The organism is Rhodopseudomonas sp. P2A-2r (assembly GCF_026015985.1).
In the GTDB taxonomy this organism is placed as follows: domain Bacteria; phylum Pseudomonadota; class Alphaproteobacteria; order Rhizobiales; family Xanthobacteraceae; genus Tardiphaga.
Window position 1 is genome coordinate 2152430 of the sequence record NZ_CP110389.1, and the last position, 10902, is coordinate 2163331.

The following is a 10902-nucleotide window of genomic DNA, read 5'->3' on the forward strand; positions in this document are numbered from 1 at the left end:
CGGGCATGCAGGTCCAGAGCAAGTCCAAGCCTTACGATGACATCAACATCACGCCGATGCTGGACCTGGCTTACGTGCTGCTCATCATCTTCATTGTGATGACTACCGCGACGGTGCAGGGGCAGAAGGTCAATCTGCCCAAGGCATCCGCGGCTCCGAGCCTGGCGACGCAGACGACTAAGGCGATCACCGTCGCCAATGACGGCAAGCTGTTCCTCGACACCATACCGGTGACACTGCCGGAGCTCGAGCAGCGTTTGATTCAGCAAAAGGCGTTGACGCCGGAATTCCCGGTGGTTCTGCGCGGCGATGCGCAGACCCAGTACCAGAGCGTGATGGACGTGCTCGACATGCTCGGCCGCATCGGCCTGTCGCAGGTCGGCCTCGCGACGAAACCACTTGTGAAGTAACGCCGATGAACACCGCCGGTCATTTTCACGACAATACCAGCAAGGCGTTCAGGACGCTGTGGTCCTGGCTGCGCGGGATAGGAGCGCGTGTGCTTTCCAACGGCGCGAACCCGACAACGCCCGAGGCGGTCGCAACGGTTCAGGCGTTGCCGCCGGTGGCGGGAAAGCTGCTTCCGTTTCCGATTCGTGGAGAGGCGCTGCTGGTCAAACTGGCGCATCAGCTTCGCCGTCGCGTCGATGAATTGGCGCCGATGTCGAACCAACTCTCGCTCACGCTCTCACATCAGCCGTATCTGCGGCTTGTGATCGACAGCGATTCCTATGTGGAATTCGACACGACGTCGTCGCAATTCGAACTCGTGATGGAGGCGCCGGGCGGTACCCGTCTGATCCTGCAGACGCTCGACTTCGACGCGGTGGTCAAATTCGTGTTGGAGTATGTGTCCGAGCGCCTCGCAGACAACGTGCGTCTCGAGGTCGCGTCGTGAAGCGGTTCTCTGCCAAACCTGAGATTTCCGAACAGGCCGGCGAACGCAAGTCGCTGTTGCGCTATGGGGCTGCGCTTGCCGTTATAGCGCTGCTGGTGGGCGGGGTCGTGGCCTTCCTGGGGCAGGGCAACGATGCACCGCCTCCCAAGCAGGTGCGCGAGCTGACGGTGGTCAACATCCTCCCGCCGCCGCCGCCGCCGCCACCGCCACCTCCGCCGATGATCGAGCAGCCGAAAGTGATCGATCAGCCGAAGATGGTCGAGCAGGAGATGCTCGAAGACAAGCCGGTCGAGAAACCCGTCGACGATCCGGTGAAGGACGCGAAGAACGAGGAACCTCCTGGTCCGCTCGCGCTCGATGCCAAGGCCGTCGGTCCGGCCGATCTGTTCAATCTTGGCAGCAAGGTTGGCGGCAGCCCCTATGGCGGCCGTGGCGGCGGTGGCAGCCGCTGGGGGTGGTATGCCTCGATCGTGCAGACCCAGATCGAAGCAGCGCTGCGCGGCAACGACAAGACCAAGCACGCGGTGATGCAGCTGCAGGTGCGGCTATGGGCCGACGCCACCGGACGCATCAGTCGCGTCGAGCTGGTGTCATCGACCGGCAATGCCGAGCTGGATGCCACCATTCGCAATGACGTGCTCGGGCGGCTGACGCTGCGCGAGCCGCCACCCAACGACATGCCGATGCCGATGGTGACGCGAGTCACCGCACGCAAGCCGACCTAGCCCGGCGCATCACCGACAACAACACGCATAGCGATCGACCAGTAGGGGACTTGATACCGATGTTTCACAAAAAAACGATGCAGCCCGGCGTTCCGCGCCGCTCGCCGTGTCGATGTGCGCACTCGTTTGCAGCATGCCCGCTCTCGCGCAGGATGCCGGCGATCGCGCCAATACAACATCGGCCAAGCGGCCGGCAGTGTCGCGCGCCAAGCCGACGTCGCCGAATGCGACCATCAATCTCGTCAACATGCTGGTGAAGCAGGGCGTGCTGAAGGAAGATCAGGCGCAGGCGCTGATCAAGCAGGCCGACGATGAAGCCTATGTGGCGCGCGAAGCCGCCAAGGGCGCATCGTTGCGCGCGGAAGAAGCGGCCAAGACGGCCACCGCCGCCGCGGCTGTCGCGTCGCCGCCGGGCACCAAGCACGTCACTTACGTGCCCGAGATCGTCAAGCGTCAGCTGCGCGAAGAGATCAAGCGCGATGTTATGGCGAAGGCTCAGAGCGAAAACTGGGCGTCGCCCGGCAAGTATCCGGAATGGGCCCAGCGCATCCGTTTCTACGGCGATCTGCGTGCGCGCTATGAGGGCCAGTTCTTCCCGACCGGCAACGATCCCCGGCTCGTCAACTTCAATGCGATCAACACGGGATCGCCTTACGAACTGTCGCAGAATAATCCCTATTTTGCGCCGACACTGAATAGCAGCCAGGATCGTGAGCGCGCGCGCTTCCGATTGCGGGTCGGCGCCGATATCGACATCGCCGACAACTTCATGGGCGGATTCCGCTTCGCCAGCGGCGATAGCAACTCGCCAGTGTCGCTGAACCAGACGCTGGGAGGGAATGGCGGAAACTTCTCGAAATATTCGCTCTGGATCGATCGGGCCTATCTGCGCTATCAGCCCTCGGACGATCTGTCCTTCTCGGTGGGTCGTTTCGACAATCCGTTCTGGTCGCCGACCGACCTGGTCTGGTATCGCGACATCGGATTCGATGGCTTCGCTGCCCAGGTCAGGCACGAGGTGGCGCCTGGTGTCACGCCGTTCCTGGTGGCCGGTGCGTTCCCGACTTTCAACTCGGATCTGAATGTCGGTTACAACATCGATCAAAAGAATCTTTTGAACGGTCTTCCCGGAAAGTATGCGAGCAACGACAAGTGGATGTTCGGCGTTCAGGCGGGCGTTGGCGTGAAGTTCGATCCGCAGTCGAGTTTCCGGCTGGGCGTCGCTTATTACGACTTCACGAACACGCAGGGCCGGGTTTCGTCGCCATGCTTCGCCGTCGGACCGGCCGACGTTTGCGACACGGATCAGACACGTCCATCCTTCGCGCAGAAGGGCAATACGTATATGACGCTGCGTAACATCCTTGCGGATACCTCGCTGGCGTCGCCCGCCAGCCAGCCGTATTATCAGTACCTCGGGCTGGCCAGTCAGTTCCGTCCTGTCGTTGTCAGCGGTCAGGTCGATCTGGGTGATTTCCATCCGGTCCACGTCGTCATCGACGGCGAATACGTCAACAACATCGCCTTCGATCGCAATTCCATTCTTGCTCGCCCGGTCAATGACCCCAGGGGTGGCAGCATTGCCAATAACACCGCCCCGACACCCGACGGTTCGGCTGGCCCTTTCAACGGTGGCAACCAGGGTTGGATGGGCCGTGTCACCGTCGGTCACAAACAGGTCACGCATCTGTGGGATTGGAATGTCCATGCGGGCTACAAGTATCTTGAATCCGACGCGATCATCGATGCCTTCGCCGATTCCGATTTCGGTCTCGGTGGCACCAACCTGAAGGGCTACTTCATCGGCGGCAATCTCGGGCTTTCGGACAACGTCTGGGCCTCGCTGCGCTGGATGAGCGCCAACAATATCTCCGGTGGGCCCTATGCCGTCGATGTCGTGCAAGTCGACCTGAATGCGAAGTTCTGATCATGAAGATACGTATTATCAGCTCAGCGTTGCTGCTGGCCGCGCTGGCCGGTTGCGAGGCGCACGCCGACACCGAAACCGACCGTCTGCGTGAGGCGCTGCGTAGCGCCACAGCGCAGACCCGGGCGCTGGAGGATCAGCGCACCGCCCTGCAGGCCAAGATCGCCGATGCGGAGCGCGAGAAGTCGGCCATGACGGCGCAGGTTGCCGCCGCCAAGGCCCAGGTCAAGGAAATCGAAAAGACCCACCGCGAGGCGGTGGACGAATTCAACCAGCGTCTGGAAGATCGCAACCAGACGCTGGAGAAATGGAAGAGCGCCTACGAGGAAGCTGCCACCGTGGCGCGCACCAAGGACGCCGAGCGCGCCAAGTTCGAGGGCGAGGCGACGGCGTACAAGGCGAGCACCAAGAGCTGCGTCGCAAAGAACAAGCTCTTGACCAAGGTTGGTCGCGAGCTGCTGCACCGCTATGAAGGCATTTCGTTTGGCGACATGGTGGTCATCAACGAACCGTTGATCGGCGAGCGGCGGGTGCAGATCCAGAATCTGCTGCAGGACTACGACGATAAATTGCTTGAGCAAAAGGTGACCCCATGACGCGTCTTCGCCCTTCTTCGGCACTCACGATGGCTGGCGGCGTCGTCGTCATCTCGGTTCTGCTGCTGTCATCCGCCTCGGCCCAGACCTCGCTGCAGCCGGCTCACCCGGCAGCGCCGCGCGTTGCCCCGGCCAAGCCGAAGGCTGCACCGGCTGTAGCGGCCGCGGTCGCTCAGGCACCGACCGTTGCAACGGCACCGGCACGTGCGTCCGATGAGGTCGTCGCGCGGGTCGGCAACAACGATGTCAGCGCCGACGACATGCGCTCCTATATCGCTGCGCTGGGCCCGCGCGAGCAGGCCGCGCTTGCACAGGATCCGGCTCAGCTGAGCCAGGTGGTGCGCTTGCTGCTGTCCAACCGCCTGGTGCTTCAGGAGCTGTCGTCCAAGAAGTGGGATCAGCAGCCGGCAGTTGCTGCCCAGCTCGAAGGGGTACGCGAGAGCGCCATGGTCGAGCTGTACCTGCAGTCGGTATCGACGCCTCCCGCCAGCTTCCCCAGCGACGACGAGGTGCAGAAGGTCTATGACGCCAATCGCGCCTCCTTGCTGGTGCCGCGCCAGTATCAGCTCGCGCAGATCTTCGTGCCGTTGGCCAAAGATGCCGACAAGGCAACGGCGGATGCGGCAAAGAAGAAGGTCGAAGAGGTCCAGAAGAAGCTGAAGACGGCAGGCGCGGATTTCGCTGCCATTGCCCGTTCGGATAGTGCCGCCTCGGACAGTGCCGAACGTGGTGGCGATCTCGGCCTCTTGCCGGAGGACCAGATTCGTCCGGAGATCCGCAGCCAGGTTGTCGGTCTCGCCAAGGGCGCCGTCTCCGAGCCGATCCAGCTTGACGACGGCTACCACGTCATCCGTCTGGTCGATACCAAGGTGTCCTATACCCGCACGCTTCCCGAGGTGCGCGATCAGTTGGTCCGGCAGATCAGGACCGAACGCGCGGCCGCTTTGCGCCGGGCCTATCTCACCGAACTGCTGAAGCAGCAGCCTCCGATCATCAACGAACTCGCGCTCGCCAAGCTGTTCGACAACAAATCTCGTAACTGAGGATACCTGCCATGACCGCCATCACCGAGAGCGCCATCACCAGCGTCACCGCGGAGTCGCTGCGCGACATCCTGCAAAGCGCAGGTTACCGCGTCGAGCTCGTCACCGATGCCAATAGCGACATCGCTATTCTGCGCTCGTCGACGGCCGGCTTCGCATTCGATATCCGCCCCGGCAATCGCCTCGCCGAGCGCAAGGATCAATTCGTCGATTTCACCTTCAGTGCCTGGCTCAACATCGAAGGCGAACTGCCGCTCGACGTGGTCAATCGCTGGAATGCGCTGCGCCGCTTCGGCCGGCTGCAGGTCGTTCCGGGCTTTCTCGCGCTTGTCATGGACGTCTCGATGATCGGCGGCGTGATGCCGGATTTCATCAAGGCGCAATTGGAGATATGGGATCATCTGGTGCAGGCGCTGGTGCCGTATTTGCGCGACGAATTGCAGAAACTCGGATCGGCGGTACCGCAGGCGACCGCGGAAACGCCGGCGGACGATGCGCCAGCCCCCGAAGCACGCGTCGCTTGACCCGATCGGATTGATTGTGGTGAACGCACGGCCGATCAGCAACGACGCTAGACGCACGGGCGCCGCCAGGCGGCGCGCGTGTGCATCGGCGTGGCTGATCGGCCTGGTGTCATGCCTTGCTTTGGTCGTCGCGCCTGCGCTTGCCGAGCCGGATCCCGCATCGCTCCAGCAACCGGGCAAGGCGCCTGCCGAAACCTCCGCTACAACCAATGATGCGCCGCCGGCCGACAAGCGAACGGCGGCGCTGGTCGCGTTGCCCAAGCCGCCGGTTGTCGGAAATAACCGGGCGCTGTATCGCTCCATCATCGAGCGTGAAGTGCGCAGCACCAGCCTGCCGGCCGATGTGGCAGAGGCGGTGATGGGTGTGGAAAGCGGCTATGATCCGACGCGGATCGGGGCCGACGGCGAGATCGGCCTGATGCAGGTGATGCCGGCCACGGCGCGGATGCTGGGCTTTTCGGGCAGCATGGCGGAATTCGCCGTGCCCGAGATCAATATCCGCTACGGCATCCTGTATCTCTCGCAGGCCTGGAACAGGGCAGGCGGCGATCTCTGCACCGCGCTGATGAAATATCGTGCCGGCCATGGCGAGACGCGCTTCTCGCATCTGTCGGTCGAATATTGCCTGCGCGCTCGCGCCCGGCTCGTGGCGAAGGGATATCAGGTGACCGGCATCGTGCCGACCGCCACGTTCGGCTCGCCGATGGCCTCCATGGCGCGCTGCCGTGGACGCTGCCTTACGTTGGGTGGCGCCGGCCGAGTCGATTTCGCCGCGCTGAACAACCGGCTGACGCAGATGGTCATGCAGGTCGGCGCGAAGCCGATGGCAAGGTAGCCGAGCATGAAATCAGGACTCATCGCGTTGACGCTCTTGTTTCAAGTGATTCCGGTCGCGGCTCAGCAGCTGCCCGAACCGCCCAAGCCGGAGAAGCCGGAGATCATCATCGGCGGGCAGCCGCCGCCGCGGCCGATGGTCCAGGAGCGCTGCGTCGATGTCGAAATCGGCGGCTCGCGCAGCTTTGGCTGTCTCAACCAGACGATGAAACGCGATGTCGAGAAGGTCAATCCCAGTCTCAACCTTCCGCCAATCGACGCCCGCTCGGGCGACACCAAGATCGGCGTGGTCAATCTGCCCGGCGTACAGCAGCAGTACGGGCAGAATTATGGTCGCTCCGTGGTTCCGTTCCGCCTGCCGCCGCCGGCTTTTTCCTCGCCGACCAACCGCCGCTAGGTGTATCGCGTGAGGGTGTTTTGCATCAATGCGAAGGAGCGGGGGCTTCGCTACCGCTGCTGGCTGTCCGTCGCCGTTACGATAGTCATCTCGTTCCTGCTGATGTGCGGCGCTCCTGCGCAATCGCAGCTGCTGCTGCCGACGCGCGGCGAGGCACCGCCGAATGCGTCGCCGAAGCCGTTAACGCGCACCGCGCTCCCTGCGACCGATCGTGGCGAGCGCGCCGGCACCGGATTCTATGTGGATGACATCGGCCACATGCTGACGGCGCGACACGTGGTCCAGGATTGCAGCCGTATCATGGTTCAGAAAGAGGGGCGCACGAGCTCGGCGCGCATCGTTGCCGTGTCGACGCCCTACGATATTGCATTGTTGCACACCGCGAAGACCCGCGGTTTGGCGGCGGTGTTTCCCCGCAGCATTGTGACATCGACCAATGACATCGTGTTCGCGGCCGACTATGCGAGCCTGCCGACGATGCTCGCGCGCGGCGGCGTGCTCGCCAATGCATCGGTCAGTCCGGCCACCGGCAGCGGCGAGTCCGGGCATATCGCGTTGCAGTCGACGCTGACCTTCGGCAGCAGCGGCGCACCCGTCCTGGATTCGCGGGGCCTGATCGAGGGCGTCGTCAGTCGGCGCACGGCGATCAATCGCGTGCTTGCCGTCGGCTCGACCGCCGCCAAGGCGTTCCTGGCTGCGAGCGATATACGTTTCCAGCAGGACGACCGGCCGCAGATCAGTGGATCTGCATCACGCGCCCACCGTGCCGCCAGCATCTCGGCGCGCGTCATTTGCGTCAATTGAGGAGTTTTTTCATGGCTTTGTTTCGCGGTCCATCGGCGTCGCGGCGTTCGCGATTTGCACGGATCTACGCTTTGCTCGCATCAATCGGACTGCTGTCCGTCCCCGCATCAAGCCCGGTTGCCCAGGGCCTGGACTACCGCAGCCCGGATACGGCACCGCCGGCCTGGGGGCAGTTCGCGAAGCTGGTCAAATATCGCTTTGAGGAATGGATCTCCGCCGACGACGCAGTCGCCAACCGGTTTCGTGCATGGCTGAAGGAAACCAACGGAAAGCAGGATGGACCGCCAACGTCGCTGGTCGTGAAGGCTTGGCTCAATCCGGATGGATCGGTCGAACGGGTGTCGTTTGCCGCCTTCAAGGACGAGCGCGCCAATACCGATCTGCGTGCGGTGCTGACGCGCGGCAATATAGGCGAAGCGCCACCGCCTGAAATGCTGCAGCCGATCAATCTGCGTTTCTCGCTCAATATTGCGAACTGATCCATGGCGGAAACGGCCAGGTTGCCCCCGCGCCTGGCCAATGAGTGCGACATCAAATTGTCGGACCATTGTCTACCCTAAAGCAACATGTTCCGTCAGCGCTCTTGAGACCAATTGATTGAAGGAGTTCACGCCGAGAAGAGTTCCGGTTCATCGTGGCCGTAAGCAGCGAAGATATGGACCGGATTGCTGCCAGGCTTGTCTATCGAGCCGGAAGCAGTCCAGTTGCTTTCCATTCTTGACACAAGACTGTCAGCAAGAGGCACTAAGCGTGCGTTCTTCGCTGTGAAGCGCTTTGGAGAAGATGCTGTTGACGTGTCGTTATTGTATTCGGCATGGAACCTTACGACCGAATGCGATTATCGAGAGAATCCTCGGTGTTCTGTCACTGCTTCTGGCTGCATGCGGAAGCTTGTCTGGCCCTGCAGTGGCAGCGCAGTCTCGGGAGACGTCGATGGTGCCGAACGGGCCCATTACTTTTGAAATTCCCGCCCAAAAGCTGGAATCCGCGATCGAAGCCTATAGCGTGATGTCGGGATGGCAAGTGATCTACGACGCCGGTCTTGCAGTCAGTCGCCGATCCACCGCGGTGAGGGGCGCCTTCCGCCTGCCGCCGCGCTCAGCCAATTGCTCTCGGGTACCGGCTTGACGGCGGAGTTTATGACCGCAGATGGTGTGATGCTGGTTCCAGAGCGGTCTGCGCAGAATGTCTCGCAGTTCGAAGCGAAATCGCCGGCGGGCGACTATTACGGACGCATTCAGGCTGGCCTTCGACGTGAATTCTGTGCGGATGAGCTCATCCGGTCAAATGGCAACCGGATCGCGCTCGGATTTTGGATCGGCGGATCGGGGACGGTTACGCGCGTGACGCCGCTTGGCTCGACGGGGGACGCGGCAACAGATGCGGCCTTCAGCAGCGTTGTGGCGCGACTTGCGGTGGGCGAGGCGCCGCCTCCCGGTTTCAAGCAGCCTGTCGTCATCCTCGTCACGCCTGATCTGATCGCCCAATGCAGCGTTCCCGGCGCAGTACCGGCGAGGACGGCGCAATGACGGAGGTCGGTTGGGCTGCCCTTCAGCGACATATGCTGACCCGCTACACCGATCTCAGGAAGCGGTTGACGCGCTATCTGGGGTCCGCTGATCTCGCCAATGATGCCCTTCACGACACGTGGCTTCGGCTGCAACGCGGCGGCGAATTGACATCGGTGCGTAATGCCGACAGCTATCTTTACAGTATCGCGATCAATATCGCGTCCAACAACCGGCGCTCCGAAAGCCGCCGGCTGGCGGCATCCGAAATCGAAGAATTACTAGAAGTTGCTGACGACTCGCCGGATTCCGAGCGCGTGCTGGATGCGCGCAACGAACTCGATGAGGTGGTGAAGATCATCGCGGAGCTGCCGGTTCGGCAGCAAGCCATCTTTTTGGCCGCGCGACTTGAAGGCACGCCGCGAAGGGACATTGCCAGGCGCTTCGGCGTGTCCGAACGCTTTGTGCAGCGGGAGCTTCAGGCGGCGCATGACTACTGTGCGGCGCGGCTGGAAAAAATGAAGCCCGACCGGTTCAGATCGAAGCCGCGAGAAATGTCTTCTGTTCAGGAGGCGTTTGGATTGGATCACAAGGCGCCGATGCGGCGGAAGCCGGCAAATCGATGAACAACGACGCGAACGAAGAGGTCGATCTGTTGAAGCGGGATGCGCGGCGCTGGGTCAGGCAGCTCGTTTCGGGCGACGCCACGACTGTGGATGCCGAGGCGTTGAAGCGTTGGCGAATGCAGAGCAGGGCGCACGATGCGGCCTTTGCCGAGGCGGTCCGTGTATGGCGGCAGCTCGGCGTCGGGGGCGAGCATTTGTCGACTTGCATGGCGCGCCGGTCTGGTCGCGCCGGGCTGCTGGCATCACCACGCGTCGCGCACTTCTGGTCGGCGGCAGTGCGCTCGCGGCATCGATTGCAGCAACTGCCGTCGTCAAGCCGCCACTCGATCTTTGGCCGTCACTGGAGGAGCTGCGGGCCGACTATCGTACGGCCACCGGCGAGCAGCGGCTGGTGAGCGTCACGGATATATCGGTGCGGCTGAACACGCAGACCGCCATTGCGGTCACTGCAGATCCATCGGCCGGTCCCGGTATTCGATTGATCTCCGGTCAGGCCTCTTTCACGATGCCGAAGCATTCTTCGCAGGCGCTAACCGTGCTTGCTGGACATGGCCGGATCGTCGCGGATCGAGCCCGCTTCGATGTACTGTGTCTCGCGGAGAAGACGTCCGTCACCTGCGTCGCGGGAGATGTCGAAGTGACGGTGGGCGAGCGCTTGGCAACGGTCAGTCAGGGACAGCAGGTTGTCTACGACGGCGATGGCCTTCGCGTTGCCGCCACCGCCGATCTGCAGGAAGCGACATCCTGGCAAGACGGCTACATCGTGTTCCGAGGTACGGCGCTTTCAGACGCCGTCGCGGAGATCAATCGTTATCGGCCTGGGCGCGTGATGGTTCTCAACGCAACTCTCGGCCAGAAGACGATTAGCGGTCGTTTCCGCACGGAGCGCATGGACGAAATCCTGGGCTGGATCGAACGGGCAACGGGCGCGAACGCGCGCACGCTTCCGGGAGGCGTGATCCTGTTGAGCTGAAATTTCGCCAGAGCGGGTTGATACAAAACTGTCATCAAGATTTTGGT

16 protein-coding genes are annotated in these 10902 nt (G+C 62.4%); 15 read left to right on the forward strand and 1 reads right to left on the reverse strand.

The features are described 5' to 3' along the window. Positions 1-5: 5 nt before the first annotated feature. The 13 genes from ONR75_RS10100 to ONR75_RS10160 all read left to right on the forward strand — a co-directional run bounded on the left by ONR75_RS10100 (position 6) and on the right by ONR75_RS10160 (position 9882). A complete protein-coding gene (locus ONR75_RS10100; protein WP_265082462.1) occupies positions 6-410 on the forward strand; it encodes an ExbD/TolR family protein in 405 nt (134 codons plus the stop codon). A gap of 5 nt (positions 411-415) precedes the next feature. Continuing rightward, the gene (locus tag ONR75_RS10105) at positions 416-898 is read left to right on the forward strand and encodes a hypothetical protein (RefSeq protein ID WP_265082463.1); all 483 of its coding nucleotides are present in this window, start codon (positions 416-418) and stop codon (positions 896-898) included. Then, positions 895-1623, forward strand: a complete 729-nt coding sequence (locus ONR75_RS10110; protein ID WP_265082464.1) for a TonB C-terminal domain-containing protein — start codon at positions 895-897, stop codon at positions 1621-1623. The genes ONR75_RS10105 and ONR75_RS10110 overlap by 4 nt, the downstream gene beginning before the upstream one ends. Positions 1624-1756: 133 nt before the next feature. Then, the gene (locus tag ONR75_RS10115) at positions 1757-3550 is read left to right on the forward strand and encodes a putative porin (protein ID WP_265082465.1); all 1794 of its coding nucleotides are present in this window, start codon (positions 1757-1759) and stop codon (positions 3548-3550) included. 2 nt (positions 3551-3552) lie between these two features. Next, the gene (locus ONR75_RS10120; RefSeq protein WP_265082466.1) at positions 3553-4146 is read left to right on the forward strand and encodes a hypothetical protein; all 594 of its coding nucleotides are present in this window, start codon (positions 3553-3555) and stop codon (positions 4144-4146) included. After that, a complete protein-coding gene (locus ONR75_RS10125; protein ID WP_265082467.1) occupies positions 4143-5189 on the forward strand; it encodes a peptidylprolyl isomerase in 1047 nt (348 codons plus the stop codon). The genes ONR75_RS10120 and ONR75_RS10125 overlap by 4 nt, the downstream gene beginning before the upstream one ends. An 11-nt stretch (positions 5190-5200) precedes the next feature. Beyond that, positions 5201-5713, forward strand: a complete 513-nt coding sequence (locus ONR75_RS10130) for a YbjN domain-containing protein (protein ID WP_265082468.1) — start codon at positions 5201-5203, stop codon at positions 5711-5713. 19 nt (positions 5714-5732) lie between these two features. After that, complete coding sequence (locus tag ONR75_RS10135) at positions 5733-6548, forward strand: lytic transglycosylase domain-containing protein (protein ID WP_265082469.1); 816 nt, start codon at positions 5733-5735, stop codon at positions 6546-6548. Positions 6549-6554: 6 nt separating this feature from the next. Next, a complete protein-coding gene (locus ONR75_RS10140; RefSeq protein ID WP_265082470.1) occupies positions 6555-6944 on the forward strand; it encodes a hypothetical protein in 390 nt (129 codons plus the stop codon). Positions 6945-6953: 9 nt separating this feature from the next. Next, entirely contained in the window at positions 6954-7748 is a 795-nt protein-coding gene (locus ONR75_RS10145) for a trypsin-like peptidase domain-containing protein (RefSeq protein WP_265082471.1), read from the forward strand. A gap of 11 nt (positions 7749-7759) precedes the next feature. Next, the gene (locus tag ONR75_RS10150) at positions 7760-8227 is read left to right on the forward strand and encodes a hypothetical protein (RefSeq protein WP_265082472.1); all 468 of its coding nucleotides are present in this window, start codon (positions 7760-7762) and stop codon (positions 8225-8227) included. 645 nt (positions 8228-8872) lie between these two features. Beyond that, complete coding sequence (locus ONR75_RS10155; RefSeq protein ID WP_265082473.1) at positions 8873-9277, forward strand: hypothetical protein; 405 nt, start codon at positions 8873-8875, stop codon at positions 9275-9277. After that, complete coding sequence (locus ONR75_RS10160; protein ID WP_265082474.1) at positions 9274-9882, forward strand: RNA polymerase sigma factor; 609 nt, start codon at positions 9274-9276, stop codon at positions 9880-9882. Before ONR75_RS10155 ends, ONR75_RS10160 begins: the two co-directional genes overlap by 4 nt. Here the strand turns inward: ONR75_RS10160 and ONR75_RS10165 are convergent. After that, the gene (locus ONR75_RS10165; protein WP_265082475.1) at positions 9843-10076 is read right to left on the reverse strand and encodes a hypothetical protein; all 234 of its coding nucleotides are present in this window, start codon (positions 10074-10076) and stop codon (positions 9843-9845) included. The genes ONR75_RS10160 and ONR75_RS10165 overlap by 40 nt on opposite strands. Here ONR75_RS10165 and ONR75_RS32740 point away from each other — a divergent pair. Then, on the forward strand, positions 9969-10277 hold the full coding sequence (locus ONR75_RS32740) for a hypothetical protein (RefSeq protein ID WP_413776503.1): 309 nt from the start codon (positions 9969-9971) through the stop codon (positions 10275-10277). The two genes, ONR75_RS10165 and ONR75_RS32740, sit on opposite strands and share 108 nt — an antisense overlap. Before the next feature lie 17 nt (positions 10278-10294). Further along, on the forward strand, positions 10295-10855 hold the full coding sequence (locus tag ONR75_RS10170; RefSeq protein WP_413776504.1) for a FecR family protein: 561 nt from the start codon (positions 10295-10297) through the stop codon (positions 10853-10855). The last annotated feature ends 47 nt before the right edge of the window (positions 10856-10902 follow it).

Coding starts and splice junctions, on each gene's coding strand:
- ONR75_RS10100 (WP_265082462.1), top strand. CDS start 6: ATGCAGGTCCAGAGCAAGTCCAAGCCTTACGATGACATCAACATCACG.
- ONR75_RS10105 (WP_265082463.1), top strand. CDS start 416: ATGAACACCGCCGGTCATTTTCACGACAATACCAGCAAGGCGTTCAGG.
- ONR75_RS10115 (WP_265082465.1), top strand. CDS start 1,757: ATGCCCGCTCTCGCGCAGGATGCCGGCGATCGCGCCAATACAACATCG.
- ONR75_RS10120 (WP_265082466.1), top strand. CDS start 3,553: ATGAAGATACGTATTATCAGCTCAGCGTTGCTGCTGGCCGCGCTGGCC.
- ONR75_RS10125 (WP_265082467.1), top strand. CDS start 4,143: ATGACGCGTCTTCGCCCTTCTTCGGCACTCACGATGGCTGGCGGCGTC.
- ONR75_RS10130 (WP_265082468.1), top strand. CDS start 5,201: ATGACCGCCATCACCGAGAGCGCCATCACCAGCGTCACCGCGGAGTCG.
- ONR75_RS10140 (WP_265082470.1), top strand. CDS start 6,555: ATGAAATCAGGACTCATCGCGTTGACGCTCTTGTTTCAAGTGATTCCG.
- ONR75_RS10150 (WP_265082472.1), top strand. CDS start 7,760: ATGGCTTTGTTTCGCGGTCCATCGGCGTCGCGGCGTTCGCGATTTGCA.
- ONR75_RS10160 (WP_265082474.1), top strand. CDS start 9,274: ATGACGGAGGTCGGTTGGGCTGCCCTTCAGCGACATATGCTGACCCGC.
- ONR75_RS10165 (WP_265082475.1), bottom strand. CDS start 10,076: ATGCTCGCCCCCGACGCCGAGCTGCCGCCATACACGGACCGCCTCGGC.